At 66.0% G+C, this 26,343-nt stretch carries 28 protein-coding genes and 1 pseudogene; 6 read left to right on the plus strand and 23 right to left on the minus strand.

Annotated elements, in window-relative coordinates:
* Positions 1–49: 49 nt before the first annotated feature.
* The 4 genes from BMG07_RS28105 to BMG07_RS28120 all read right to left on the minus strand — a co-directional run bounded on the left by BMG07_RS28105 (position 50) and on the right by BMG07_RS28120 (position 2,738).
* Positions 50–499, minus strand: a complete 450-nt coding sequence (locus BMG07_RS28105) for a penicillin acylase family protein (protein ID WP_307867102.1) — start codon at positions 497–499, stop codon at positions 50–52.
* Between the two features lie 143 nt (positions 500–642).
* Positions 643–1,224, minus strand: coding sequence for a glutathione S-transferase family protein (locus BMG07_RS28110; RefSeq protein ID WP_198087291.1), 582 nt, complete (start codon positions 1,222–1,224; stop codon positions 643–645).
* Between the two features lie 28 nt (positions 1,225–1,252).
* The gene (locus BMG07_RS28115; RefSeq protein WP_198087292.1) at positions 1,253–1,891 is read right to left on the minus strand and encodes a phosphatidylcholine/phosphatidylserine synthase; all 639 of its coding nucleotides are present in this window, start codon (positions 1,889–1,891) and stop codon (positions 1,253–1,255) included.
* A 106-nt stretch (positions 1,892–1,997) separates the two neighbouring features.
* Positions 1,998–2,738, minus strand: coding sequence for a glutamine amidotransferase (locus BMG07_RS28120; RefSeq protein WP_198087293.1), 741 nt, complete (start codon positions 2,736–2,738; stop codon positions 1,998–2,000).
* A gap of 134 nt (positions 2,739–2,872) precedes the next feature.
* On the opposite strand from BMG07_RS28120, the gene BMG07_RS28125 reads away from it, so the two are divergent.
* Genes BMG07_RS28125 through BMG07_RS28135 form a run of 3 tightly spaced genes read left to right on the plus strand, consistent with a single transcriptional unit; the run spans position 2,873 to position 4,062 of the window.
* Entirely contained in the window at positions 2,873–3,277 is a 405-nt protein-coding gene (locus BMG07_RS28125) for a hypothetical protein (RefSeq protein ID WP_374221333.1), read from the plus strand.
* The gene (locus BMG07_RS28130) at positions 3,278–3,769 is read left to right on the plus strand and encodes a ribonuclease HI family protein (RefSeq protein WP_198087295.1); all 492 of its coding nucleotides are present in this window, start codon (positions 3,278–3,280) and stop codon (positions 3,767–3,769) included.
* A 44-nt stretch (positions 3,770–3,813) separates the two neighbouring features.
* Positions 3,814–4,062: a DUF3297 family protein gene (locus tag BMG07_RS28135; RefSeq protein WP_198087296.1), complete on the plus strand. Its 249-nt coding sequence runs from the start codon at positions 3,814–3,816 to the stop codon at positions 4,060–4,062.
* A gap of 24 nt (positions 4,063–4,086) precedes the next feature.
* Here BMG07_RS28135 and BMG07_RS28140 read toward each other — a convergent pair whose 3' ends face one another.
* Entirely contained in the window at positions 4,087–5,109 is a 1,023-nt protein-coding gene (locus BMG07_RS28140) for a DUF2272 domain-containing protein (RefSeq protein ID WP_269759465.1), read from the minus strand.
* Positions 5,110–5,216: 107 nt separating this feature from the next.
* Between BMG07_RS28140 and BMG07_RS28145 the strand changes: the two genes are divergently transcribed.
* A complete protein-coding gene (locus BMG07_RS28145; RefSeq protein ID WP_198087298.1) occupies positions 5,217–6,440 on the plus strand; it encodes a serine hydrolase in 1,224 nt (407 codons plus the stop codon).
* A gap of 350 nt (positions 6,441–6,790) precedes the next feature.
* Here the strand turns inward: BMG07_RS28145 and BMG07_RS28150 are convergent, their stop codons facing one another.
* The 12 genes from BMG07_RS28150 to BMG07_RS28205 all read right to left on the minus strand — a co-directional run bounded on the left by BMG07_RS28150 (position 6,791) and on the right by BMG07_RS28205 (position 18,443).
* Positions 6,791–7,999 carry a hypothetical protein gene (locus BMG07_RS28150; protein WP_198087299.1) on the minus strand — a complete coding sequence of 403 codons (1,209 nt, stop codon included), beginning with the start codon at positions 7,997–7,999 and terminating at the stop codon, positions 6,791–6,793.
* Between the two features lie 40 nt (positions 8,000–8,039).
* Positions 8,040–8,657: a hypothetical protein gene (locus tag BMG07_RS28155; protein ID WP_269759466.1), complete on the minus strand. Its 618-nt coding sequence runs from the start codon at positions 8,655–8,657 to the stop codon at positions 8,040–8,042.
* Between the two features lie 154 nt (positions 8,658–8,811).
* Positions 8,812–9,306, minus strand: a complete 495-nt coding sequence (locus tag BMG07_RS28160; RefSeq protein ID WP_198087301.1) for a hypothetical protein — start codon at positions 9,304–9,306, stop codon at positions 8,812–8,814.
* Positions 9,299–10,132 carry a hypothetical protein gene (locus tag BMG07_RS28165; protein ID WP_198087302.1) on the minus strand — a complete coding sequence of 278 codons (834 nt, stop codon included), beginning with the start codon at positions 10,130–10,132 and terminating at the stop codon, positions 9,299–9,301. Before BMG07_RS28165 ends, BMG07_RS28160 begins: the two co-directional genes overlap by 8 nt.
* A 600-nt stretch (positions 10,133–10,732) precedes the next feature.
* Positions 10,733–11,317 carry a hypothetical protein gene (locus BMG07_RS28170; RefSeq protein ID WP_198087303.1) on the minus strand — a complete coding sequence of 195 codons (585 nt, stop codon included), beginning with the start codon at positions 11,315–11,317 and terminating at the stop codon, positions 10,733–10,735.
* 139 nt (positions 11,318–11,456) lie between these two features.
* Positions 11,457–11,717, minus strand: coding sequence for a hypothetical protein (locus BMG07_RS28175; protein WP_198087304.1), 261 nt, complete (start codon positions 11,715–11,717; stop codon positions 11,457–11,459).
* A gap of 235 nt (positions 11,718–11,952) precedes the next feature.
* Positions 11,953–12,729 carry a DeoR/GlpR family DNA-binding transcription regulator gene (locus BMG07_RS28180; RefSeq protein ID WP_198087305.1) on the minus strand — a complete coding sequence of 259 codons (777 nt, stop codon included), beginning with the start codon at positions 12,727–12,729 and terminating at the stop codon, positions 11,953–11,955.
* Between the two features lie 85 nt (positions 12,730–12,814).
* Positions 12,815–14,929, minus strand: a complete 2,115-nt coding sequence (locus tag BMG07_RS28185) for a phosphocholine-specific phospholipase C (protein ID WP_198087306.1) — start codon at positions 14,927–14,929, stop codon at positions 12,815–12,817.
* A gap of 10 nt (positions 14,930–14,939) precedes the next feature.
* Positions 14,940–15,221, minus strand: coding sequence for a hypothetical protein (locus tag BMG07_RS28190; RefSeq protein WP_198087307.1), 282 nt, complete (start codon positions 15,219–15,221; stop codon positions 14,940–14,942).
* 14 nt (positions 15,222–15,235) lie between these two features.
* Positions 15,236–17,290 carry a LamG-like jellyroll fold domain-containing protein gene (locus BMG07_RS28195; RefSeq protein WP_198087308.1) on the minus strand — a complete coding sequence of 685 codons (2,055 nt, stop codon included), beginning with the start codon at positions 17,288–17,290 and terminating at the stop codon, positions 15,236–15,238.
* A 237-nt stretch (positions 17,291–17,527) separates the two neighbouring features.
* A complete protein-coding gene (locus BMG07_RS28200; protein WP_198087309.1) occupies positions 17,528–18,070 on the minus strand; it encodes an SRPBCC family protein in 543 nt (180 codons plus the stop codon).
* Between the two features lie 31 nt (positions 18,071–18,101).
* A complete protein-coding gene (locus BMG07_RS28205; protein ID WP_198087310.1) occupies positions 18,102–18,443 on the minus strand; it encodes a helix-turn-helix transcriptional regulator in 342 nt (113 codons plus the stop codon).
* Positions 18,444–18,631: 188 nt separating this feature from the next.
* Between BMG07_RS28205 and bla the strand changes: the two genes are divergently transcribed.
* The gene (gene bla / locus BMG07_RS28210; protein ID WP_198087311.1) at positions 18,632–19,537 is read left to right on the plus strand and encodes a class A beta-lactamase; all 906 of its coding nucleotides are present in this window, start codon (positions 18,632–18,634) and stop codon (positions 19,535–19,537) included.
* Positions 19,538–19,755: 218 nt separating this feature from the next.
* Entirely contained in the window at positions 19,756–20,073 is a 318-nt protein-coding gene (locus BMG07_RS28215; RefSeq protein ID WP_198087312.1) for a hypothetical protein, read from the plus strand.
* On the opposite strand, the gene BMG07_RS44365 is transcribed toward BMG07_RS28215, so the two are convergent.
* The 6 genes and pseudogenes from BMG07_RS44365 to BMG07_RS28240 form a co-directional block, all read right to left on the minus strand.
* Entirely contained in the window at positions 20,070–20,354 is a 285-nt protein-coding gene (locus tag BMG07_RS44365) for an amidohydrolase family protein (protein ID WP_307867103.1), read from the minus strand. The two genes, BMG07_RS28215 and BMG07_RS44365, sit on opposite strands and share 4 nt — an antisense overlap.
* Before the next feature lie 68 nt (positions 20,355–20,422).
* Positions 20,423–20,908: pseudogene (locus tag BMG07_RS45105) on the minus strand (amidohydrolase); the annotation flags it as partial.
* 40 nt (positions 20,909–20,948) lie between these two features.
* Complete coding sequence (locus tag BMG07_RS28225) at positions 20,949–21,572, minus strand: hemolysin III family protein (RefSeq protein ID WP_198087313.1); 624 nt, start codon at positions 21,570–21,572, stop codon at positions 20,949–20,951.
* Between the two features lie 40 nt (positions 21,573–21,612).
* A complete protein-coding gene (locus BMG07_RS28230; RefSeq protein ID WP_198087314.1) occupies positions 21,613–23,043 on the minus strand; it encodes a glycerophosphodiester phosphodiesterase family protein in 1,431 nt (476 codons plus the stop codon).
* Between the two features lie 107 nt (positions 23,044–23,150).
* Complete coding sequence (locus BMG07_RS28235; RefSeq protein ID WP_269759468.1) at positions 23,151–25,655, minus strand: TonB-dependent receptor; 2,505 nt, start codon at positions 25,653–25,655, stop codon at positions 23,151–23,153.
* Between the two features lie 96 nt (positions 25,656–25,751).
* Positions 25,752–26,343, minus strand: a 592-nt coding sequence (locus BMG07_RS28240) for a FecR domain-containing protein (RefSeq protein ID WP_198087315.1), incomplete at its 5' end; no start/stop codon positions are given.

The following is a 26,343-nucleotide window of genomic DNA, read 5'->3' on the forward strand; positions in this document are numbered from 1 at the left end:
CCGCCCTGGATCATCGACATCTCGGTGGCGCGCGACAGGTCGCTGGCCGTCATCGGGCGCACCCAGGGCTTGCCCCGGCAGGCGGCGGGCAGGCCGTTGGGGCCGGCGTCCTGCAGGTAGCGGTTGTAGCCGGCCACGTACCGCGCAGCGCGGCCTGCACGTCGGGGCTCGTGGTGGCGCCCGCGCGGGCCAGCGCGGCGTCGTCCATGTGATAGCGGATGAACAGGTCGATCTGCGCGTTGGGCGCGCGGCCCAGGCCCAGGTCGCCGGTGTTCTGTGCGCCCAGGAACTGCGAGCGCTCGCCGCGCAGCGTGAGCAGGTGCTCGGCTGTCTGGCACACGTTGTCCTGGGCGTGCGCGTAGGCGCTGCCGTACGCCAGGCCTTCGTAGTCGGGCGCGGTGATGTGCGCGATGCCGAAGGTGGTGCGCTCGATGGTCACGCTGCGCCCGCCCGGTGGCGGCGCGCTGGCGCATGCGGCAAGAAGTGCGACCAGGCTCACGGAAACGGCTGTGAGCGAAAACCGGGAAAGCGAGGCGTTCTTCGATGTCATGGCGAGGGCGTTTTTCTTGAAAAGAACAGGAAGCCGATTAAAGGTCGAGCCTGCGCCGCGCGTTGTCACTCACGCGGCACGCCGCGCCGTGTTCAGCCGAACTTCATGCCCTTGGGGCGGGCCAGCAACCGGTCGACGTAGGCGTTGAGCTTCGGCCGGTTCGACTGCCCGCCGAACGCGCGGTGCCAGATGAACATCGAGCCGATCATCACGTCCGCCGCCGTGAACTGCGCGCCGAACAGGTAGGGCCCGTCGCCCAGTTCGCGTTCCACCGCGTTCTTGGCTTCCTCGAAATTGGTCCAGCCGCGCGCGCTGTTGTTGCTGCGGATCTTCATGAGGCTGTCGCCCATGGCGGGCTCCAGCTGCGAGGTCGAATAGACCATCAGCGACAGGTAGCGGCCACGGTCGGGCGAGCCCACGGGCGGGGCCAGGCGCTTGGCGGGAAACTTCTCGGCCACGTACATGCAGATGGCCGCGTTCTCGAACACGCGCGTGCGGCCGTCGACCAGCGCGGGCAGCTTGCCGGCCGGGTTGATCTTCAGGAATTCGGGCTTCTTGTGCGCCTTCTCGCGGATGAGCGTGGTCACGATCTCGTAGTCCACGCCCGCCTCGTCGAGCATCCACTTGGCCACCTGCGAGCGGCTTTGCGGGTCGAAATACAGCTTCATCGTCATCGGGTGTCTCCTTTGTCTTGAGGGGAAGTCAGAACTTGGGAATGCGCAGGGTCTTGCTGATCATGAGCGTGCCCGACAGCGCGAACATCAGCACCAGCGGGTGCAGCTGCCACGGGCCGATGAGCCACGCGCCGCCCCATACCGAGGCGCCGATGTGGCCCTGCGAGGCCGCGTACGCCAGCACGCCCACCAGCACCACGCTGGTCGGAATGGGCGTGCCCTCGAAATACTTCACCTTGTTGGCGCCGGCCGACAGCGACTCGGCCGTCACGTTGTAGCGCGCGAGCCGGCTCACGCCGCAGCCCACGAAGTAGATCAGCAGCACGCAGTCCCAGCCGCCGTTCAGGCCCGCCGCAAAGCCCAGCGCGGCGGGCGCCACGCCGAACGAAATCACGTCGGCCAGCGAGTCGAGTTCGCGCCCCAGGGCCGACTGCGTTTGCCGCCAGCGCGCGATGCGCCCGTCGAACACGTCGAAGATAAAAGCCGCCGGCGCCAGCGCCGCCGCCCACATGAACTGCGCAAGCGACTGGCTCGCCATGAAGGCCATCGCCAGGAACACCGCGCCCACCCCGCATGCCGCGTTGCCGAGCGTGAACGCATCGGCCAGGTGGAACTCCCGGATCATCGAGAAATGCTTGCGGGCCGGCGCGGGGGAGGGGGTGGTCATGAAGAGGGAAAAAGCGGTTTGGGTGTGTTGAAACGGCGAATGGATCGCACCTTAACCCAAGCGCCGGGCGCTTTTTGTAGTCGCGCTCCGACGCCGGGCGGGCGGCTCAGGCGCCGTGGCGCGCCTCGACGATGCGCGCAAAGCGCCCGAGCAGGCTGGCCGCCGTGTCGGTCGGGCGCACCTGCTCGCGCAGAGCCACCGGGTCGGCGCCCATCGCGCTCAGGTCGCTGGCCAGCATGTCGACGTAGCCGCGCATCACGTCGGCGTCGAACTCCGGATGAAACTGCAGGCCCCAGGCGTGCGCGCCGGCGCGAAAGGCGTGTACCGGCTCGTGGTCGTTGCCGGCCAGCCGCACCGCGCCTTCGGGCAGGCGCAGCGCGCTTTGCCAGTGCACCGCGTTCGCCGGAAACTGCGCGGGCAGGCCTTGCAGCAGCGGGTCGGTGGCGGCGGCTTCGGTGAGCGACACCGTCACCGTGCCCACTTCCGCGCCCACCGGGTGGTTGCCGGCCTCGCCGCCCAGCGCGTGCGCCAGCAGCTGGTGGCCGTAGCAGATGCCCAGCACCGGCGTGTCGAGCGCCACGGCCTGCGCCAGCCATGCGGCCGTGGTTTCGCTCCACGGTTCGCGGTGCGACACCATCGCATGCGAGCCGGTCACCACCACGCCCGCCACCTGGTCGGGCGCGGGCAGCGTGTCGCCGCGGCGCGGGTCGATCACCAGGATCGGCAGCGTCTGCGTGCCGAGTCCGTCGGCAACCCAGTGTTCGAAGTCGCCACGGCGGGCGCGAAGGGCGTCGAAGGTGCCTCCGACCTTGACGATGACGAGGGGGAGCGGGGGGCTGTTGTCCATGACGCGATCATGCCGCAGGTGCGCGGCGGGCCGGCTGCGGATACAGTGGCGCGATGCGCTCACCGGCCCTTGTTTTCTGCGTCCTTGCCACGGCTGCCCTGGTTGCTTCGGCCGCCGGGAGCGCGCATGCGGAGGTGGTTCGCTGCACCGATGCCAATGGCGCCATTTCGTACACCAACGTCGAATGCCCGCCCGGCAGCAAGCAGGCGCGGCAGGTGTCCATTCTCGAGTCGCCGCCGGCCGAGCCGGTGCGCCGCCCGGCCAGCAGCGCCACGCCGTCTTCGCCCAGCATCACCCCACCACCGCCCGTGCAGGCCGCCGGCAACCCGTCGCCGGGCCTGGCCATCATTCCGCGCTACCCCAACGAGCAGGCCTCGTCGGAGCCGCCACCCGTCTACATCCTCGGGCCCGACCCGTACTACGACGACGGCGTGCGCCCCATCCGCCGACCACGGCCGCCCCACCCGCACGACGCGGGCCCGCCGCCCGGCCAGCGGCCCTGCGCCAACCTGGCCGGCATCAAGCGCAACAACTGCTGAATGACGGTCCGCAGCAGCAGAAGCAGCACCGAGGCCGGCGAAGCAGCCGCGCGCCCGCCATGGGTCGTGCATTGCGACGGCAGCGCCATGCCCAACCCTGGGCGCATGGGCATCGGCGCCGTCATCACCTCGCCCGACGGCACCCGCCACACGCTGTCGCAGGCCACCCACGCCACCGGTTGCAACAACGAGGCCGAGCTGATGGCGCTCACCACCGCGCTGCAAACCCTGAAGGCGCAGGGCGCCACCGCCGTGCTGGCCTACAGCGACAACAGCACGCTGGTCGAGCAGCTCGGCACGCCCGACGCCAAGCCCATCGAGCGCATGGCCAGCCTGTTCGACGATGCCCGCGCCCTGCTGGGCAGCTTCGAGCAGGCACGCGTGCAATGGATTCCGCGCCACCGCAACGCCGAGGCCGACGCACTGGCCCGCGCCGCCCTGGGCTTCGGCCCCAAGCCGCCGCCCAAGCCCACGAAGAAGAAGCGCCGATAGGCGACGGGGCAGGGGGCGGCCGCAAGCCCCTATCATCACGCGCCATGACAGAAGCTACTCCCCTCCCACCCCTGCCCGATCACTTGTCCTCCGACCCGCGCAGCCCCCACCACCTGGCGGCCGCGTTCGAAGGCGACATCGGCATCCGTTTCAACGGCAAAGACCGCCTCGACGTCGAGGAATACTGCATCAGCGAAGGCTGGATCAAGGTTCCCGCCGGCAAGACCCTCGACCGCAAGGGCAAGCCCCTGCTGCTCAAGCTCAAGGGCAAGGTCGAGGCCTTCTACAAGTAAGCCAGCAGGCAAGTCAGTAAGTTTTTACCGCCACTGCAGCAGCAGCGACCAAGGCTGCCGGCTCATGTGGCGGTCGATGCACCCCGCCGCGCCGGGCGTGCATCCCTCGGGCAGATAGCTGCGGTCGAGCCAGCGCGTGCCCTGCGCAAAGTCGAGCCGGCGCCGCGTAACCGACTGCAGCACGTTGCCGCCCACCGTGTCGAAGCCCGTGGCGTCCACGGCCACCACCACATCGCAATGCATCGGCAGCGCATCGCCGCCGGTGGGCCGCGTTGCCAGCACCTCGCCGATCTTGTCGAAGGTGTCGAGCTCGGCACCCGCGCCGCGCGCCTGGCACACCAGGTCGCCGATGCGCGGCGGCGTGCGCGTGAGGTCGCAGGCGCGCATGGCGTAGCGCGTGGGGCGCCCGGCTTGCTCTTGCACGCCGGCCTGCCACGCGGCGCCCGCGTAGTCCACATGCGCTTCGGAAAACACGAACTCGTCGTCCGCCAGCCCGGCCTGCCGCGCGAGCCAGCTGATGAAGGCGGCCGACCACGGCGTGTCGATCACCGCGACCCGCTTCAGCGCGACATCGACCGCGCGCAGCTCCGGCGTGTCGAGTCCTTCGTCGGGCCCCACGCCCATGCCTTGCAGCCGCGCGGCTGAGGCCTCGTTCAGCGCCTGCATCAGCAACTGCCGGTAGGCCGGCCGCAGCGCGCCGTAGCGCACGCGCGAAGGCAACTGCGGATCGACCGCCTGCCAGTAGCCGACCACCCGCTGCCAGGGCGCAAGGCCCGGCACCGTGCGGCGCGTGTCCTCGGCCTCGGAGTCGCCTTCCACCGTCATGCGGCCTTCGGCGTCCATCGTCTGGCCGCCGAAGCCTTCGTGCTCCTGCACGGCGAAGGTGGCCATGGCGAGCGCGCGCGACGGGGAGGGGGCTTGCAGGGCGGTGTCGAGGCAGCCCGGCGCGGCGAGCGCGACAGCAGGCGCGCCAGCAAGCCACAAGGCGCCGAGTGCCGCCATGGCCCAGCGTGAAGAAGAAGAGAAAGAAGCGTTGGGTCGCAGCATGTGAGCGGCAAGCATAGCCCCGTGCAAGGCTCAGGGGCCCGGGCAGAATGCCGGCACCCGCGCCGCGCGGTTTTTCAACGGGTCTTCCCTCCACTTCAGGATTCCAGATGCGACGTCGAACCTTCGTGGCCGCCGTGGGCGCAAGCTCTGTCATGCACCCGTTGCTGGCCACCGCGCAACAACAACAAGACGACCCTTGGGGCGCCGCCGCCGGCTACCCGACCGGCTGGGGCTCGCCGCGTGGCATGACCCCCGACAAGCGCGTGCGCGTGGGCAACTTCTCGGGCGGCTTCGAGTCGATGATGCCCAACCGCACCATCCATTGCGGCACCGCCGCGGACCCCTGGCGCGACAAACCCCGCACCGACATTCGCTACCGCGTGAACGGCGTCACCAAGAGCCCCGACGACTACATGGCCGCCTGGCCCGTGACCGGCCTGCTCATCGCACGGCGCGGCGAAGTGTGGTTCGAGAAATACCAGTTCGGCCGCACCGCCGACATGCGCATGACCGGCTGGTCGATGTCCAAGAGCGTGACCTCGCTGCTGCTGGGCATTACCGTCGACAGCGGCAAGATCGCGTCGCTCGAAGACTCCGCGTCGAAGTACGTGCCGTCGCTGGCCGGCACCCTGCACGGCGAGACCAGCCTGCGCAACTTGATGAACATGTCGAGCGGCGCCGACATCGTTCATGAGCAGGGCAACAAAACCATCTACCCCGCCGCGCTCACGGGCGGCCCGCGCACCGACATCGAAGCGACCGTGCGCAACTGGAACAACGCGCGGCGCGAGAGCGCGGGCACCCGCTTCAACTACAACGAGCTGTGCCCGCTGACCATCGGCATGGTGCTGCGTGCCGTCAACGGCATGAGCCTGTCGGAGTTTGCCGAGCAGGCCCTGTGGAAACCGCTGGGCGCCGAAGCCGACGCCACGTGGCTGACCGACTCCCACCGCAACGAATTCAACTGCATCGGCTTTGCGGCACGCCTGCGCGACTGGGCCCGGCTGGGCCGCCTGGTGGCGCAGCGTGGTCATGCCAACGGCAGGCAGATCGTGAGCCGCGAATGGATGGAGAGCTACAGCCGGTGGGAAGCCAACGAGGCGCAGGTCAAGTTCGGCGCCCTCGGCACGCCGCCGCGCGCGGGCTACAAGGCCTTCATGTGGCACGCGAAAGCGGACGGGTCATGGCCGCTGTTCAGCGGGGCGCAAGGGCAACGCGTGCTGGTGGACCTTGCGACGGAGACGGTGATGGTGCAGACGGCTGTGGGGGAGGAGGGGGAGTGGCAGAGGGAGATGTTTGGGGTGTTTCAGGGGGCGGTGGGGGTGGGGTGAGATGGTGTTTGCATTGCGCTTTGCGGCGGCGACTGTCCTTCGACACCGAGGCACGAGCTCACCGTACAAGTGCACCTAGCGATCACTCGTCTTCAATACGGAGCAGCGTCCTAGTGGCTGGAATGGGGGTAGTGGACCCCGGGGGGCGTTGCCGTGGCCGCTTGCCAATGGGAGTTGAACCGTTTGCTGGAGGAACGCTGACTCAAACAACATCTTGAGTCGCATGTCATGCGTGTCGCGGCGCCATCGCCAGCGATGAAGGCCCGAAGCCGAGCAGGGCAAAGAACTCTGTGACCCCGATACGCCCAGCACGCAGCATCCTAGTTACACGGCGCTATCCAGCAGCAGCCCTATCGCAGTTTCTGGAGCACGCGTCCATCAATCTGCTGCAGGTCGTGCCGAAGGTTGGCCAGATGACTGTTTAGTCGAAACTTTTCTTCGCTTGTGAAAAGTATGACCTGCTGATTGAAATTGGCTGCCTGCGAGACTCGTTTGAGAAGCTGCACGAAACTGACGTCGCGGGTTGACTGCTGCCGTGGCTCGTCAAAAAGTAGCATGCCTGGATGGTTAGTTGGGGCCTCGCGCGCTACTTCAAGCATCCCATTCTGGTACGCCCAAATCGTGCGAATGAGGTCGCTCGCAGAAATCGTTGTCTGCAGTTCGAACCCCTCAATCTCGGGGCGATAAGTGTGGGGTGACAGTTCTAGTTCGGTGGTCGAAAGGCTTCGAAAGCCGTAGTCCCTTAGTTGACTCTGAATTGAAATTCCCCAGAGCTTCAATTTTTGGTGATCGTCAGGAGACAAGTCGTCGGAGGGAAGATTTTCAAACTCGATTTGAATTGACTTCCATTCCTCCGACAGCTGGGCAAATTTCCCTGTCGCTTGTACGAAGGAGTCGTTGAAGCGCATATCTTGCTTCAGGTCCCGTTCAAGCTCTACGCGTTCGTACACGGCGGCCAGCGATGGGCTACGTCCATCCGAGACAAGTGTTTCGCGGAGGTGCTGGACGTGCTCTCGCAACTTGGAAATTTCGTTCCGCGCGGCGTGCACTTGCAGGTGTCGAGCTGATGCCACGCGCTTGCTCTGCTCAAGTACGCCGTGGAAAGTTCGACTTTGCTCCTGCAAGAATTCGATGTTCTGATCCAGCGACATTACCGCCTGATGCGGCGCAAGCGGAATGAGAGAATCCGCAACACTCTGATGGCAGACGGGACACGAGCCACGGTTTAGGTCCGAGTTTTTCCTCGAGCCCAAGTTGCGAAGGGTGCGCGAATCCTGGTTATGTTTTATGTCTTCCTTGATTGCGGCCAGCCGCCGCTCAACGCGCGCGATCTCCTGCTCCTCAGCCGCCAGAGCATCAATCAACCGAGACAGGATTGCTTGCTGATTGACAATCGTCGATTCCGCCTTCACTAGCTCGTGCCGGGCCGATTCCGTGGCCGCTGAAGTAACCGGAACAGCTTGCCCTTCAAGGTCGGACTTCCTGTCGGCGCGTGCTTTGATTCGATCGGATATGGCTATCCAACGCTTTCCTTCTGGCACATTGATGGCTGGTAGCACCTGGGGGGGCCAAGTGCTCGTGGGGGCTGTAGGTGTAGTGCTAACCATGCCGCCTGCTGCGGTTGCAAGCTCCTTGAGTTGTCGTACCTGCGAGGACCAACGTGCCTCCAGACGCGCTGCGAAGCTGCAGTTCTTGCCGAGCCAATGCAATTTTGTGGGCGTCCATGCCGAGAAGGAACTCGACTGCACGCTTGTGGACGTCGCGAATTTGGAATTGAGTTGGAACTGGAGGCAGGATGCTTGACCACCCACGCGTCTGTTCAGTCATCACGAACGGCAGGATGCACTGAAGGTAAAGGGGAACCTCGTTGCCATCGTATTTCTGAACGGTAGGGAGGCTCCAGCCCAAGAAGTTAGCCAAAAACCAGTGAAAGCCTGCCGCGCGAGTTGCGCCTCCGCTGCGATTTACGAAGTAGTCTTCGGAAGGATAAGTCCCGGGCTTGGTGAGCGCTGGGCCCTTATGGACTGTGATGAGGTTCTTGTCGCGAGCTCCTTTTACAGTGCGTTGTACGGTAATTCGAAGCCCGGCATCGTTCTCAATCTCGAGCCAGATTTCAGACTCAAGTACGGCATGTGATTGTGAGCCGCCATCAAGCTTTGCAGTCATGGCCGGAGTGAGGGGTAGCTCTTGCTGCACCGTCGTCAGCATTGCTTCCATGCCCAATGCGACCAATATGGAGCGCGCGCACGTAGACTTTCCCATGGAGTTATCGGCCCAAATGACAACTAGCCCATCTGGGAAGTTTAGGGTCGTCCCATAGAGTCCGTCGACTGTGACCACGTTGATGCGGAGTTGCCGGAGTCGCATGTCCCTACTTCCTCATTCCAAAGATGTCTTCCACGAGCGCCTCAGACGCTTTTTGTTTTATCGAGCTCGCAAGGGCCTTCTCTGAAGCGTAGAGCTCGGGGTCCGCGAGAATCGCCGCCGCGAAGTCCTTGCCTGACTGTGTTAGCTCGATACGCGAACCGTCGGCGCGCATGACCAACTCCTCTCCAATGGCGAAATCAATCGCTCGATTGACTGCGGGATCGAATCGAACGATGAGAGAGTCGGGTGTTAGTTGTTGAGCAATCAGAGCCATGAGGTCGTCATGATTCATTTTGGAGCGAACAGCCCAGCTCAGAACGTGCAGTCGCGTAAGACTCGATCGCTGCTGCCTGCAGCATTGGGTCAATAGGAGCATGAGGAGTCCTATGCGCCAAGTTGGACGCAAGTCCCCGGGAAGAGCAACAGGACGGCTTCGAAAAGAGAATTCGACGTCGAATTCCGGAATATCAAAGAGTCCATCTCTGTCGATTTCATTCATCGACAGTCTCCGGGAAGGTCAATGGGCATCGCATTAGCCAATCAGCGACTGCCTCGGCTGCCAGATGTTGTGCGCTGAAGCTATGGAGTTCCGCCACTTCGCGCTGGAGTTCGTTCTTGAAGGACTTGAGGGTCTCCGAGAGGTTCCCGTTGGACGCTTCGCCGTCAAGGCAGCTCAAAGCAAGGAACTCCTCGCGGTGGGACTTGGTCGCCATCACCTTCTCGTAGACCTCAGGGTAGTCGCGAAGCCGTTCGAGGAGTTCTTGCCCAGCCAGATACCACTTTAGGATGCTGAGCACCAACGTGTCGCGTTTGGCGTCATTTTGCAACGTGGGCAGTCTTGAGAGTTTGTCCTTGAGAACGCCGACGAAGCCGTCGTTTGAGGAGCACCATGCGCCGATTTCTTCTTCGGAGACGGAGGTCTGCTGGAACTTAAGTCCTTCAGGTGTGGTGCTCAGTAGTTGGTCTCGAGCGACCGAGAAACTGGACTCTTGGACCACCATGACCCGAAAGTCAGAGTCGACGTAGGGCAACTTCGCAGCGATAACTTCCCGCGTTTTCTTGGCGGCGTGCGCGACGATTTCTTTGCTGTCGAACCAAGGTACAAAAAGGACCCATCGCTTCATCTTCAACGAGGGCTGGAAGAGGCGACTAAGTGCCTCGGTGTTCTCGATGAACTTTTTAACGTCCCCCGTCATCTTGTCACGCTGTTTGTCATAGCGCTCTTGGGTACTGATGGGTTCTTCGCATCCGTAGCATTGAAAAGCTTCCCGGCGAGTGATGGAGAAGCCTTCTATGCCTGCATCTCCGCGGTCCTTCGACGGCACCCTTTGGTATTCCGTAGGACCGAAGTGGTGAGAGAGAATGCGATTGGCCCACTCCTCCCAGTCCGTCCCGCTGAGCCTAGCTGCAGCTGCCATCATTCAATATTCCCCATCCACGTTATTGCTCCGCGTTACCGATCTCTCCGCCAACTTTTGGCAGGGTTGACGCGCTAAATGGCGGCGCCGTGGCGGTTTGTTATTTTATTTTACAAGTTTGATCTCGTTCAGCATACTTCTGAACCGGAAAAAATACTTACCTCGCGCGATCAGACTGAGTTGCTCTGGATCAGGAGTTCCATTTTATTTCGAGCGCGAGAAATCGCCGATCGCTACTTATAGTCGATGTGTTGGTGTCAATGCGTCCGTCGCCAAAATACCGGTTAGGGGTGTCGGCGGCCAATCACCTCGACGCGATATGGCCGTCCGGTCTCAGCCACCGCCAACATTCGGTCTCGAGAGACGACAGGCCGCAATCAGTCCGAAACCGACTCGGCGGCGCTCGCTGTCGCAGTGGGAAAACTCGCCGAAGCGACTTGCAGCTTGGTCCATCTAGTGGTTGTTTAGATCAGAGCGAACCATAGTTTTGGATGTCCAGAAAAACTCCTAACCATACCTACGTAACAACACCTGCAATCGCTCTCTTGCTGGCGCCTTCAACTGCTCAGATCTCGACATTGCATTCGCTTTAGCAACCAAGGTGTTCTTGTTCCCGGCCTGATTCGTCTGAGCATTGTTCGCAAGCTTCGCTGGCAGCATATTCACCATCGCCAACTGCACCCCAATCGCCTCCACATACTCATCCTGATACCACTTCCCCTGGCTCTTCTCATAAGCCTCTTCATACCGCTGAAGCATCGGCGGCAGCGTGTTCAGAATTTCATTCGTGATCCGCTCATTGCCAGCCCCGCCGTTGGCGAGCGCGTAGAACACCATCGCGGCGTTGTCGGCATTGAGAGTGGTATCGACGCTGCGCCCGCCTTCGTCGCGCAGCCACAGCGGTTCGTCAGGGTAGGCAATTTGCCGCTGCTCGGCGGCGCGCAATGCGTACACGTATTGCGTCACAGGCTCGAGCTTTGCTCTGCGGGATAAGGCAGTGTGGTTCTCACGACGCTGCCGCAGGCAGAAATAAAAACCAGCGCGCTGAGCGCCAGGGCGAGGCGAGACGGTCGGATGAATGGCTTCATCCAAACAGTGTAATTTTTAGTTACCTGAATCGCCTCCCATATTTGGGCGACGCGCTCGGTGGAAATACCTAACTATTTCCAGTGATAAGCCCCGGCGCGCAGGGCGCGGGGCTGTTTTTCACGCTGGCCGTCAGCGGCGAATTTCAGCGCTTTTCATTCCGCGCTTTTTCGCTTTCCTGAAACAGCGCCTCGGCCTCTCCCACCATGTCGGCGACGGCCCAGAGCACGTTGTCCAGGTGTTGAGGCCCCACGCCGTTGAACCAGTCGATGCCGCCGCCGTAGCAGGCCCACATCAGCGATTTCAGTTGCGTCAGCTTGTTCTCCAGAAGATCCGTCGGGTCTTGCGGGGCGCGATCGGGGGAGGGTGCCGGCGTGAGAGGCCGGGCTATAGTCGGTCTAGCCATTGGTGTGCTCCTTTTCGAAAGTTTTGCACGTCAGTTGGTTAGACGGCCGGGGTGTTACCGCACCTCGGCCGTCGCCTTTTGATCCCTCTGCTTCGCACGCCTTGGCGGGGTGTTCAGGCACAGGGGCATTCACTGTAGAGAAGAGCGGGGCGGCATGGCTCCGCGCGGCGCCACGAAGTCTCGATTCGCGCCAACAAATACAACTTCGGCCGCGCGACGTTCGCGGCCGGAAACTTCAGGCCAATATCACGCGCTCGCAGGCCTTGCGCAGCGCGGGCAGACCGGGCAACTCGCGAGCCTTGGTGTCGGTCACCAGCACGTCGATGTCGGCGGTGCGCGCGTAGATCACGCGGCTGGCCTGGCCGATCTTGGCGTGGTCGGCCAGCAGCACCAGTTGCTGCGCCTGCTCGGCCATGGCCCGCGCAATGGCGGCCTCGTGGTGCTCAAAGCTCATGGCGCCGTACTTGGCGTGCAGGCCCACGGGCGACAGCATGGCAACGTCGGCGCGGTAGCGGCGAATGGCCTCCACGGTGGTGTCGCCGCAGGTGGCCTGGGTCTTCACGTCGATCTCGCCGCCCAGCAGGATGGTCTTGTTGCCGGTCAGGCGGCCTTCGCCCGCGCCTTCGAGCTTGAGCGCGATGCTCAGCGAGTTGGTGATGACGGTCATGCCGCTGAGCGCCGCAATTTCTTCCGCCAGGATCGACATGGTGCTGCCCGCGTCGAGAAACACGGTCTGCCCCGGTTGCAGCAGGGTGATGGCGGCCTTGGCAATGGCGCGCTTCTCGCGCTGGCGCGCCACCAGCCGCACGGCCAGCGGCGGCTCGGGCTCGGCGCTGGTGGCCACCGCGCCGCCGTGCACGCGGCGCAGCTCGCCCTGGCCTTCGAGTTCGAGCAGGTCGCGCCGAACGGTTTCGCGCGACACCGCCAGGTCCTGCACGATGCGGTCGACGCTGAGCCGGGAGAAGGTGGCCAGCAGGCTGCGGATGCGCAGGAATCGTTCTTCTTGGAGCATGGGATGCCGGTGTGTAAAAGAAAGAATGGCGGCGGTTCCGTGGAACCGGCGCCATTGTGCCGATGCGCGAGGCGCAAAAGCTTAATCAGGCCGGCAGACCCATCGCGGGGTCGCTGATGCCGTCGGCCCCGGTCTCCACGCGGCCGGCAAAGCGCCGCAGGTAGGTGGTGCCGTCGTCCACGTTGGCCGTCACGCTGAAGTCGTACCAGTGCTTGCTGTAGGCCAGGTCCCATTGCTGCACGACGATCTGGCCGGGCGCAATGGCAAAGTTCCAGGGGCCGTCGGTACGGTACGCGCTGGGCGTGACGGTGACGTTGCAGCTGATGTTGCCGATGTTGTGCATCTCCAAATGAACGTCGCCGTTGGCGGTGTCGTAGCACACGCGAATCTCGGGCAGTGCCACGCCGCCGTTCAACGTGGCGGGCAGCTTGCCCTTGAAGCGCCGGAAGTAGCCGTTGGGGCCGAACACCGACAGGTCGTAGCCTCCGTCGGTTGCCACCGCCCAGTAGTCATTGAGCTGCTTGCCGGCTTCCACCGTGTAGCGCCGCGGCACGTCGCCCAGCGAGAGATGGTTGTAGACGTGGAACACGGCGCCCGCCTTGCCGGTGTTGCCGAACACCAGCCAGAACTTCTGCTGCGCCACGTCGGGGCGGCCGCTGGTGTGCAACTCGTAGGGCAGCGCGCGCGAGTAGCGCACGCCGGTGGTCTGCTGCGGCATGGTGCCGGCGCCGGGCGCGGGTGCGACTGGGGTCGGGTAGGTCAGCTGTTTTGCAATGGCGTCATCGGCGGCCTTGCTGTCGATCACGGGCAGCGACGGCAGGTCGGCATTGGGCGTCGCGAAGTTGAAGCACGACGTAAGGTCGCCGCTCACCGCGCGCCGCCATGCGCTGATGTTGGGCTCCATCACCCCGAAGCGCGCTTCGAGAAAGCGAATGACCGAGGTGTGGTCCGCCACCTGCGAATTGACCCAGCCGCCCTTGCTCCACGGCGACACCACGTACATCGGCACGCGCCAGCCCATGCCGAAGGGCGAGCCCTTGTAGGGCGCCTTCAGGTCGTTGCGTTCGCCGAGCGTCGACACGGTGCTCTGGCCGGCTTCACTGCCGTCGGCGTTGAGTGACGGAATGGCGGGCGGCGGCATGTGGTCGAAGTAGCCGTCGTTCTCGTCGAACATGATGAAGAGCACGGTCTTGCTCCACACGTCGAGGTCGGAGGTGAGCGCGTCCAGCACCTGCTCGGTGTACACCGCGCCCCACAGCGGCGACGACGGGCCGGGGTGCTCCGAATACTTGGCCGGCGCCACGATCCAGCTCACCTGCGGCAGGTTGCCGCTCTTCACGTCGTTGGCCAGGTCGTCCAGCGAACGTGTGCTGAGTGCGCGCGACTTCAGCGAACGCTGTGCGTCGGTCGGCTTGGCGGCGTAGTAGGCGTCGCGGTAGTTGTTGAAGCCTTCGAGCGGGTTGTCGGTGTAGTTGTCCGCCATGTCCTGGTAGGTCTGCCAGGTCACACCGGCTGCCTCGAGCCGTTCGGGGTAAGTGGTCCAGCTGTAGCCGGGGGCGTTGGCCAGGTCGTCGTTGGTGTTGTCGATGGCGGGGCCGCCGCCCAGCCCCTGCGGGTCGTTGGTGCCGGTCCACAGGAACAGTCGGTTCGAGTTGGTGCCCGTGAGTTCGCTGCAGTGGTAGGCGTCGCAGACCGAGAAGGCGTCGGCCAGCGCGAACTGGTAAGGGATGTCGGTCTGCTGGTAGTAGCCCAGTGCACGCGCCGACTTGGCCGCGACCCACTGGTTCAGGCGTCCGCCGTTCCACGCTTGCTGGCCGTCGCTCCAGCTGTGGTTCATGCCGGTGGTGCGTTGTGCGCTGGTGCTGGTGGTGTCGTAGTGAAAGGGCATGCAGGTGCCGGTGCCCGAGGTCGGCGGCTGGTTCCACACCGGCTGGCCGTTCGACAGCGGCACCGGAAAACGGTCGCCGAAGCCGCGCACGCCGCGCAGCGTGCCGAAGTAGTGGTCGAAGGAGCGGTTCTCCTGCATGAGGATCACCACGTGCTTCACGTCGGTGATGGTGCCGGTGTCTAGCGCGGCCGGGGCGGCCAGCGCGCGGCGAATTCCCGGTGGCAGCATGCCGAGTGCGGCGGCCGCGCCGGCGGTGGTGGCCGCGCCGCGCAGGAAGCCGCGCCGCGAACTGGAGGTGTGCTTGTCTGTCATGGGTGCGATCTCAGGGGGCGCAGCGCACCGTCTCGGGACGGCGCGGGGGTGTGGGGGCGTCGGGCTTGGCGCCGGGCGGCGTTACCGCGTCGACCGGCGGGCCGGCGGTGGCCGGGTTGTTGGGCGTAATCACGTTGCCCGAAGGGGGCATCACGGCAATGGGGGCGCTGGCGCCACCTCCGCCGCCGCCGCAGGCGCCGAGTGCCGCCACGGCGACGAGCATTGCCAGCGTGGCGAGCAGGCGCCCCACGGGCGTCTTGCGTTGTGGTGTGTCGTGCATGTTCATGTGCATGGCGTGCTCCGGTCTCAGGGAACCAGCGTGGTCAGCGAAGTGCCCGAGCGGGCAATCGCGGTGACCTCCGTCGCCGTCAGCGCACGGCTCCAGGTGCCGAACTCGCTGAAGTCGAAGCGCCCGCCGATGGTGTTGCTCGCATTGCCGTTGCGGTAGTTGGGGCCGTAGCCGCCGTCGCCGTCTTCGTTCAGCGTGAAGCCGTTGTTCAGGCCGTTGAGGGCCGCCACGTACTGGCTGGTGAGCGTGCCCGAGTCGGTCTGCATGCCGTAGACCGGGTCGTAGACGTAGTAGCTCGCCTTCAGGCCCGGCACGTCGATGGTCATGGCCACGTACACCCAGGTGTTGGCGCTGAAGCTCATGTTCTTGTCGCCCAGCCGCGCGCCGCCACGGCCGATGTTGAAGCGGATCGTGCTGCCGTACTGGCCGATGGCCAGGCCCGCGTTGTCGCCGCTGCCCCAGTTCTTGTTCGACACGATCGGCATGCCCGTGCGCGTGGCGTCCGAGCGGAACCAGAAGCCGAAGCTGAAGGCCGTGGTGGTGCTGCTGACTTTGGACGTGGGAATGCGGTAGCCGCCGTCGCATGCCGCGCAGACGGTGGGGCCCGCGTAGCTGGTCGACTTCAGCGCGGCGTCGGTACCTCCGAACGGCCCGTCGCCCGCCGCTGCGTAGGCCGGCACTGCACCGGTCACCCAGGGCGTGAAGACCTGGGCGTTGTCGATGCGGTCGGCCAGCGTGGTCTTCAGCGGGAACAGGTGCGTGAGGCCGGTGGTCAGGCTGGGCAGCAGCACGATGGGCTTCACGTAGTTGAGCGTGGCGCGCAGCGACACGGGCGTGTCGTCGGCAACGACGGTGTAGTTGTAGGTGAAGAAACCGCTGCTCGCGGGCGTCATGGTGGTGTCTTCGAACGCGAGCGCATTGCCCGGCAGCGTGGCCACGGTCACGCCGTCGCGCAGCACCTTGATGGCGGCGGGCGTGGCGGGCAGGGTCCAGTTCAGCTGGATGCCGTTGAACTTCTTGTTCGTTGCAGCCGACAACTGGCGCACGCCGGGCGCGCCCGTGAGCGGGCTGCCGTCGATGACGTACTTGTCGGCGGCGGGGCGCGCCGACAGGTGCGTAAGCAGGGTGGGGGCGATGTCCGCCGAAGCGGCATAGGCATACCAGGGCTCGATGGCGGTCGGCAGCGCGGCGGGCAGGGCCGGCGAAATGCTGGCCGGCTTGTCGAGCGCAATGACGGTCGCAAGGTTCGACGGCATCGGAATGCCGTCCGCCACGCCGGTGGCGCCCAGGCCGTGCGTGGTGGTGACGATGAGCATCCAGTTCTCGTCGGGCCGCGCGGCGCGGCGCTTGGCCAACGAGGCCTTGAGCGCGGTGATCTGCAGGTCGGCCTGGGCCAGTGCGTTCTGGTAGTCGGCGCCGTAGCCAACCGCGTCTGCGACTTGTGCGGGGCCTTGGTAGTCGGCCACGATCAGGTCGTAGTTGCCGCCTTCGATGGCGGCCGACGCCTCGGTCGACACGCAGCTGTCATTGCCGTCGCAGTCTTTCACGAGGTCGATGTAGCCGGCGGCCTTGTCGGCGCGCAGCAGTTGCGGCAGGCCGCTCCAGCTGGCGATGGTGGCGGTGCGTGCGGCGGGGCGGCTTTGCTTGAGCAGCTTGAACACCGTGTCGGCCTTGAAGCTCTGGCCTTCGTAGTTGGAGCGGATCTCATGGCGATCGGCCCAGGCGCCGGTCAGCAGCGTGGCCCACGAGGGGCCGTCGGTCGCCTGCTGCTGCGTGGGCTTGCCCTTGATGCCGCCGGTGTAGGCGGGCAGCACCGTGCCGAGCCCTTGAAGCGCCGGCATGCGGGCACTGGCAAAGGCCTGTTGCAGGGCGTCGTACTGCACGCCGTCGACGCCGATCACCAGCGCCTTGGGCTGCTGCGCGGGAGCGGGGGCCGGTGCGGCCGGTCCGGGCACGGGCGGCAAGGGGAGGAAGGGGGTGGCACCACCACCGCCGCCACCGCAAGCGGCCAGCAGTAGCAGCGTGCCCACGCTCGTTGCGGCGCGCGCAAGGCGGCCTCTTTGAATCGTCATCATGGAACTCCGGCAAAGGGAAGACGCCGGACAGGTCGCCAGGAACCGTCCAGCCACGAAGGGTTTGGTTGCACTTGTGCGCATGCATGCTGTTTGCAACAAATGCCACAAATACAACCAATGCCTCGAATCTTGCGCGGCTCTGGTGACAGTGCTTTGACAACGAAGACAAAAGAAGTCGTTCCATGAAAAACGGGGCCCGAAGGCCCCGCGCGGAGTGACGTGATGCGCGTGCGTTCAGCGGATGTGCGCCTCGTAGGCCTTCTCGACCGCGTCGAGCGTGGTCCAGAACCCCTGCGGCTTTTTGCCCTGCATCACGTCAACAAGCACATCGAGATGCGCATGCCAGCCCCCCGCGACGCTGAGCGTTTCCTTGCGGTCCGCCAGGCGGCGGTGCGTGAGCACGAGCCGCGTGCTGTCGTCGCCCTGCGGCGTGAGTTCAAAGCTCACCTCCGACGCGTTCGCTCCCCCTTCGTCCCAGCTGATGGTGAGCAGCGTCGGCGCTTCCATGCGCAGCAGCTTCGATTGCTGCAGGTGGGGCTTGCGGTAGCCGGCAAAGCGCTCGGGCGCTTCTTCGTCGGTGAGCTTCGTGTGCTCGAAACGCAGGTCGAACACGCCGCCGGACTGCCGCGACATGGTGCCGCCGGCGAGCCAGGTGGCGCGCTTGTCGGGGTCGACAAGGTAGGTCCACACGCGGTCGATGGGGGCGGGCAGCGTGCGCTCGATGCGCAGGGTGCCGGGTGCTGTCTGGCTGCCGAGGCTGTGCTTGATGGTCGTCATGAGTGGGTGCTCCTTGGGTAGAAAACCGTTGTCATTTGCGCGATGCGGCGTCGCGCCGCAGTTCGTGTTCCAGCGCGTCGAGGCGCGTGGTCCAGAAGCCTTCGTAGTAGCGCAGCCATGCGTCGGCAGTGGCCAGCGCGGCGGGCTCCAGCCGGCACACATGCGCGCGGCCCTGCACGGTGCGCGACACCAGGCCCGCGCGCTCCAGCGTCTTCACGTGCTTGGAAGCGCCCGCGAACGACATGCGAAAGGGGGCGCCGAGTTCGCCTACGCTGCACTCGCCATGGGCCAGCAGTTGCAGCATGGTGCGGCGCGTGCTGTCGGCCAGGGCGTGGAATACGGCGTCGAGCCGTTCGTCTTCTAGTTCAACCATGAAGTTGAATATATGTGCATTTCCGGTTTTGTTCAACTTTTTGGTTGAATGAATGCGCGGCGTTACAGCCGATACACCCGGGACGCCCAGGCATGCCGGCGCACTGGAACATCGAAGGCCGCGGTCCTACGATCCCTTTCGTCCCATCCACTCGTCTCCACTCGCAGACAGACCGAAAGAAAAACCAGATGAATTCACCCGTCCAGCGCCGCACCCTGTTGCTCGCCGCCTCCGTGCTGCCGCTTGCCGCCGCCTGCACCGCGTGGTCGCAGAAGGGGCCCTTGTCTTCCGCCGAAACGCAACTCGCCGAACTCGAAAAGGCCTGCGGCGGGCGCCTTGGCGTGGTCGCCTTCCACACGGCCAGCGGCGCGCGGCTGCAGCACCGCGCGCACGAGCGTTTTCCGTTCTGCAGCACCTTCAAGCTCATGCTGGCTGCCGCCGTGCTGGAGCGCAGCGCGAAAGACCCGGCCCTGCTGGCGCGCCGCGTCAGCTACGGCAAGGCCGACATCATTCCCAACTCGCCCATCACCGAAAAGCACGTGGCCGACGGCATGACGGTGGGGGCGCTGTGTGCCGCCACCCTCCAGTACAGCGACAACGCGGCCGCCAACCTGCTGATGAAGGTGCTGGGCGGCCCGGCCGACGTGACGGCCTTCGCGCGCACCATCGGCGACCAGAGCTTTCGCCTCGACCGCTGGGAGACCGAACTGAACACCGCCATTCCCGGCGACCTGCGCGACACGAGCACGCCCGCAGCCATGGCCGATAGCGTGCAGCGGCTGGTGCTGGGCGACGCACTCGGTGCTTCGCAGCGCGGCCAGTTGCAAACCTGGCTGCTGGGCAACACGACCAGCGCCGATCGCTTCCGGGCCGCGATGCCGCCCGGCTGGACGCTCGGCGACAAGACCGGGGCAGGGGCCTACGGCACCAACAACGACGTGGGCGTGTTCTGGCCGCCGGCGGGTGGGCCGGGTGCGAAGGCTGCGCCGCTGGTCGTCGCGGTCTACCTCACCTTTCCCGACAAGGACGCGAAGAACCGCAACGACGTGGTCGCGTCGGCCGCGCGCATTGCGGTGGGCGCGCTGGCGGGTTGAGTGAGAGAAGGGGGCTTGCTGACAGTTATTGAAAGCAACTGAAAGTATTCGGCGTTGACGCCATTCCCCTGACTTTTACAGTCGCTCCGATTCAAGAATTCAACAGGAGCGGCAAGCGTGGACAGATCATACGGAGCAACAACGGAAAGCGGCGCACAAGGTGCGCCGGTTGCACAGGCCAACGCATCGCGGAGGGCGTTCGATGCACGCGTGACGCGGTGAGCGCCGCGTACCCGACCGCGCCGCCACCGTATGGCGTGCGCCTCGAAGGGCAGGGCGTCACCCTGCGGGACACGATGGTGGTGCGGCAGATTTTTCTCATGCTCATCGAGGAAGCGCTCGGACCGCCCGAGCGCGTGGTCGCCTGCTTTCGCGCGTGGTCCAAAGAGATGGCGCCCGAGAACGAATCGCTGAACGACAAGGAGCTGGCCGACGCCCGCGCCTGGCGCCAGAGCTGCGAGCAGGCCACGGCCAAGGCGAAGACCATGCTGTCTTCGCCGCGCACGGTGGAATTCGTCTTCGAGCTGGCCGTTTAGGCGCCGCTGAAACCGAACAGCCGCGCCGGCGTGTCGACGAGGATGGCGCGGCGGTCTTGTGCCGAAGGCACGCTGCGCGCGAACACGCCGAGCAGCGTGCCGTAGTCCAGCCGCCGGGTGGCGCGGATGTTGGGCCAGTCGGAGCCCCACAGGCAGTTCGCGGGGCCGAAGGCGGCCAGCAAGGCATCGGTGAACGGGCGCGCGTCGGCAAACGGAAATGCCTCGCGCGAGAACTTGTCGTAGCCCGACAGCTTGACGGCGCAGCGCCCGCTGCCGGCCATGCCGAGCAGCGCCTGGAACCCGGGGCTGGCGAGCCCGTGTGCCAGGTCGGGCGCCCGTGGTGGTCGACCACGATCTGCGCGCCGCAGCCCATCAGCCGCGCAGCCAGTTCGGCCATCTGCTCGCCCTGCACCTGGACCTGCACGCACATGCCGAGCGCCGCGACGCGGCTCCACAGCGCATCGGCATCCGCATAGTGCGCAAGGCCCAGCAGCGCCATGTTGAAAGCAATGCCGACCACGCCCTGTGCCTGCAGTTCTTGCAGCTGCGAGGTCGATGCGTCGTTGTCCACCACGGCGATGCCCTTGAAGCGGCGTCCGCCGCGGCGGATGGCGTCGAGCATGCAGCGGTTGTCGGTGCCGTAGCCCGAGTTGGGGCCGACCAGCAGCGCGTGCGACACGCCATACGCCGCCATCACCTGCATGAAGTAGTCGGCCGTGGCGATCTCGCCGCCCGAGGGCGCGTAGAACACGCCGGGCGCATACGGAAAGGAATCGGGGTCGAAGATGTGACAGTGGCAGTCGATCTTCGGTTCGGAAAAAACAGAGGCGTCCATGGGCGCACAGTGTGGCACCGCGCGCCGCGACACCGCCCCGCTACAGCACGAACCAGCCGACCGCGATGTAGTGGCTGATGGTGCCCGCCAGCACGAACAGGTGCCACGCGCCGTGCGCGTGCCTGAAGCCTTGCCGGTTGCGGTAGAAGACCGTGCCCGCCGTGTAGAGCACGCCGCCGATCAGCAGCCACGCCAGGCCCGCGCCCTCGAGCCGCGCGGCCAGCGGCACGGCCGCAGCCACGCCCAGCCAGCCCATGCCGATGTACAGCGGCAGCGAAGGCTTGGCCTGCGCGCCGTGCTTCGGCGGCCGGAGCTCGCGCCAGATGCCGAAGCACGCGGCACCCCAGATGGCGCCGAGCAGCACCCAACCCCAGGTGCCGTGCAGCGTGACCAGCGCAAAGGGCGTGTAGGTGCCGGCGATCAGCAGGTAGATCGCGCAATGGTCGGCCCGCTCCCACACGCGCTTCAGGCGCCCGCGCGTGCTGTGAAAGAGGGTGGAGGCCGCATACAGCGCCACGGCCGAGAGCGAGAACACCAGCGCCCCCGCAATGCGCGCGGGGTCGCCGGTGGGCACGGTCTTCACGAGCAGCAGCGCGGCGGCGGGCAGGGCGAGCAGCAGGCCCAGCAGGTGGCTGTATCCGTTGAGTCGTTCGCCCGGGTACATGGTGCTGTTTCGCTGCTGGCCTGTGGTGCCGCCGGGCGCGTCAGCGACCCGTTTCCGTCAGGTAGGCCTTGCGTGCCGCGAACGCCGTGTTCGCGAAGTCCGAGAACACGCCGTCGATGCCCGCGCGGAAGTAAAGCAGGTACTCGGCCGTCGGGTCGCCCTTGTAGAGGCCGGCAAGGTACTTGGCTTCGTTGCGGAAGGTGTAGCTGTGAACGAACAGGCCGGCCTTGTGCGCGTCGGCGATCAGGCTGGTGGGCTTGACGGTGTTTACGTCGGCCAGGGTGCCCTTGTCCTTGTACGGCACGATGGTGTGGGACATGACCTGCGGCTTCCACGGGCCGATGCCGTCGGCGTAGGTCTTGACTTCGGCCAGGCCGGCCGGCGTGAGCATCTCGCCGAAGAACTTCGGGTTGCCGGCCAGCGTCCAGCTGTAGGGGCGGCCGTCGACGAAGGTGTAGTCGTCGTTGGTGACGTAGATCATCGCGCCGGTCTGGTAGTTGACGTCGTTGCCGTCGACCAGTTGCACGGCGCGCGCCTTCAGGCCGGCCGAGCGCAGGTACTTCAGGCTCTGGGGCTCGAAGCTCTGCACGAAGATCGGTGCGTCCTTCCGGTTCAGATCATTGAAGTTCATGATCTTGAGCAGCGCGTCTTCCAGAGGGTGGCTGCCCACCGGCCCGCAGCCGTTGGCGATGGCCTGCGCGTTGTTCCAGATCGGGTTCTTGGTTTCCGGGTACACGGTGAGCGTGCGGCCGGTGGAGGCGCTCTTGGCCTTGGCGATGTCGATGACTTCCTGGAAGCTCAGGATCGGCAGCTTGCCGTTGAGGTCGGTCGGGCGCTGGTCCTTGGCATCGTAGGTGGTGCCGCGAACCCACTGGCGCAGCTCGTCCATGGTGAAGTCGGTGATCGACCAGTCGTTGGTGTGGTCTTCGCCGTCGACGACGAGCGACTTGAGCACCGACTTCGGATCGCTCGGGTCGGTGAGGTCGCTCAGGTACTGGGCGGGGCCGTTCTCGGGCGTGACCGGATAGCTCACGTTGACCCGCACGCCCGGCACGGTGCGTTTGCGGGCGGCCACGGTGGCGTTGGTTGCGGCCACGTCGGCGATGTTGGTGTTGTCGCTCAGCCAGGGGTTGTGGCGCGCAACCAGCACGCAGTCCTTGGTGAGGTGCAGGTCGGTTTCCAGCGAGTCGGCGCCGGCGTCGGCGGCGGCTTCGTAGGCCGTTTTCGTTTCTTCGGGGTACAGGCCCGGCAGGCCGCGGTGGCCGATGACCAGCGGCACCGAGCCGTCGAGCGTGGCCAGCGGCGTGGGGGCTGGCGCCGGCGCCGGTGCGGGCGCAGGCGGAATGATCGGGAACGAGGGGCCCCCGCCACCTCCGCCGCATGCGGCAATCACGAGGCTGCCGGCCAGCGCCACCATGGCGGTGCGCATTTGGCGGGGGGCAGGTGCGGGCGCGGGAACGTTCTTTGTCATAGGTGTTCTGAAGGTCCGTTGGAAGAAGGTTGAAAGCCGGCGGATGCTAGGTTTGCCCCATGACGGGACCGTGACCGGCGGCCTTCGGGGCGCCCGCCCCCACGGCCTCAGAACCTGCCGCGCAGCGTGAGCGTGGTGTTGCGCGGCTCGCCGTAGAAGTTGCCCCAGCCCGGCGCGCCCACGGTCTGGTAGTAGGTCTTGTCGAACAGGTTGCTCACGTTCAGCGCGAGCGACCAGTTGCGGTTGACCTGGTAGCTCACGCGTGCGGTCCACACCGCGTAGGACGGCTGCGCCACCTTGATCTTGCCGGTGGTGCGCGAGCTTTCGCTCTGGAAGTTGACGCCGCCGCCCACGGTCCAGGCGTTCAGGTCGCCGGGCAGGCGGTAATCGGTCCACACGCGCAGGATGTGCTTGGGCGTGTAGGTGCTTGCAAAGGCCACGCCGGCGCTGGATGTGTCGTCCAGGTAGCGGAAGCTGTTGAGCGTGTAGCCGCCGAAGATCTGCCAGCCGCGCGCGATTTCTCCGCTGATCTCCGCGTCGATGCCCTGGCTGCGCACGCGGCCGCTGGACACGTAGCAGTACGAGCCGACCGAGCATGGGTTCACCATGTCCTGTTCGGCGCGGTTGCTCTGGTCGATGCGGAACACCGCAAGCGAGGCGTTGACCTTGCCGTCCATCAGCTCGCCCTTCAGGCCCGCTTCGTAGTTCTTGCCCTTGATGGGGTCGAGCAACGCGCCGGCGGCCGTGACCGCGTTCTGCGGCTGGAAGATGTCGGCGTAGCTCACGTAGGCCGACCACTGCTTGTTCAGCGCATACACCAGGCCGCCGTAGGGCGTGAGCACGCCGTTGGCGCGGTAGGGGTCGTCGTAGGCCTCGCCGGTGTCGCGCAGGCGGCTGCTCCAGCGGTAGCGCGAGACGCGCGCGCCGACCACCAGCGTGAGCGGGTCGCTCACGCTGAAGCGCGCCACGCCATAGGCGCCCGACTGCGTCATCTCGGTGACGGTGGCCGCGCCGCGATAGCGCCGCGCCAGAAAGTCGGCCGGCACCGGTTCGCTCACCTGGTGGTTGGGGTTGAACACGTCGTTGCGCACGCCCAGCGAGATCAGGCCGAAGTCGCCCCGGTTCACCATGCGGCCGGTGTTGGCGCCCAGGCTGACGGAATGGCGGCGGCCGAAGGCGTCGAACTTGCCGTCGAGCGACACGTCCAGGCCCTTGTTGTCGGTGCCGAAGTCGAACAGCCCGGCGTAGGTGGTCGAGCCCGTCCGCGTGGCGGGGTTGATCGCGCCGTCGGAGTACATGTACTTGATGTCGTGCTTCTCGCGCGTGTAGGTGGCCGTGGCCTTGAGCGTCCAGTCGGCATCGAAGCGGTGGGCCAGCTCGGTGAACACCGAGGTCTGTTCGCTGTTCCAGCGGTTCCAGTTCGCGCCCAGGAAGGTCGAGCGGTCCAGCCCCAGGTCGGCGCCGTTGCTGTAGCGCGGCAGGCCGTGGAAGAAGGGCACCGACTTCAGCTTTTCGTAGCTGGCGCCCAGCGTCAGGCGGGTTTGCGGCGACAGGTCGTATTCCAGCGCGCCGTACAGCACGCCGGTGCGGCTCTTGGCCACGTCGTAGAAGTAGTCGCGGTCTTCGAAGCTGGCCACCGCGCGCCCGCGCAGCGTGCCGGCCTCGTTCAGCGGGCCGGTCGCGTCGACCTCGGTGTGGACGTTGTTCCACGAACCGGCGCTGGCCGACAGCAGCAGCTGCTTGTCCGCGAGCGGGCGCTTGCGCACCAGGTTGATGGTGGCGCTGGGCGTGCCCGCGCCCTGCAGCAGGCCCGTGGCGCCGCGCACGATTTCCACGCGGTCGAGGATGGCCGTGTTGCTGGTGAAGCTGTTGGCCTGCGGGTAGTAGAAGGCGCGGTTCACGCCGTCGAACTGGTAGGTGTCGGCCATGAAGCCGCGCGAATACACGTAGCGCCCGCCCATGGGGCTGTTGTACATGGTGATGCCGGTGGTGTTGGCCAGCACCGCGTCGATGGTGGTGAGGTTCTGGTCGTCCATCTTCTGGCGCGTGACGACGGTGACCGACTGCGGAATTTCCTTGAGCGTCTGCTCGCCCTTGCCCACCGTGACCACGCGGCTGGTGTAGGAGCCCGAGCCTTCGGTGGAGGCGCTGCGCTCGGCCTGCGCGGTCACGCGCACTTCGCTCAATGTGGTGGCGCCGTCCGCTGCGGCCACCGGCGCGGACGCCGCCGCAGCCGCCGCGCGCCGCAGCGTGTAGCCGCCGCCTTCGTGCGGCACCGCTTCGAGCCCGGTGTTGGCGAGCAGCCGCGCGAAGCCCTCGGGCACGGCATGGCTGCCGCGCAGGCCGGCGGTGTTGCGTCCCTGGGTGAGCGCCGCTTCGAACGACAGCGTGACGCCCGCTTCAGCGGCGTAGCGCGACAGCGCCGGGCCGAGCGCGCCGGCGGGAATGTCGTAGCTGGCGCGGGCGGCGGCGGAAGTCGCGGGCTGCTGGGCCAGCGCACCGCCGGCGGTGGCGGCCAGTGCGAGCGACAGGCACAGGCTGCGCGCGCCGAGTGCGGCGTGGGTCGGGCGCAAGGGCAGGGAGGTGCGGATGCGGAAACGGGGCAATGCCATGGTGTTGGGGAGTCCTTGTCGGTGCCGCGATCACAGCGCGGCTCCATGGCTTGCCCGACGAGATCCGAAAAAGGGACAGGGACGCGAAGAATTTTTTCAGGCGGGCACGACGCTCACCCAGTAGCGCGTGCGCGTGACCACCTGCACCGGCAGGGTGGTCGCGAGCATCGACAGCACGTAGTCGGTGTCGCGCAGCTGGAACGCGCCCGAGATCCGCAGGCCCGCGACTTCCGGCGCGCAGTGCACGAGCCCCGGCCGGTAGCGCGCGAGTTCGGCGCAGAAGTCGCCCAGGCGCATGTCGTCGGCGTAGAGCACGCCCTTCACCCACGCCTGGCTTTGCGGCGACACGGGCAGCGCGGCGGCGGTGCCTTCGCGGCTGAGCACGGTCTGCTGTCCGGCGGGCAGCACCAGCGCGGGCGCGACGGCGCCGCGCAAGGTGACTTCCACCGCGCCTTCGGTCACGGCCACGCGCACGGGGCCGGCGTCTTGCGCCTCGCCGTCCTGTCGCACGGTGAAGCGCGTGCCCAGCGCGCGCAAGCGGCCCTGCGATGTTTCCACCACGAAGGGGCGGGCGTGCGCGCTGCCCAGCGGGTCGGGCGCCGTGACGATGGCGATGGCGCCCGCGCGCAGGCGCACGCTGCGCTGGCGTGCGTCGAAGCGCACGTCGACGGCGCTGGCCGTGTCCAGC

This window comes from Variovorax sp. E3 (assembly GCF_016082275.1).
In the GTDB taxonomy this organism is placed as follows: Bacteria; Pseudomonadota; Gammaproteobacteria; order Burkholderiales; family Burkholderiaceae_C; genus Variovorax.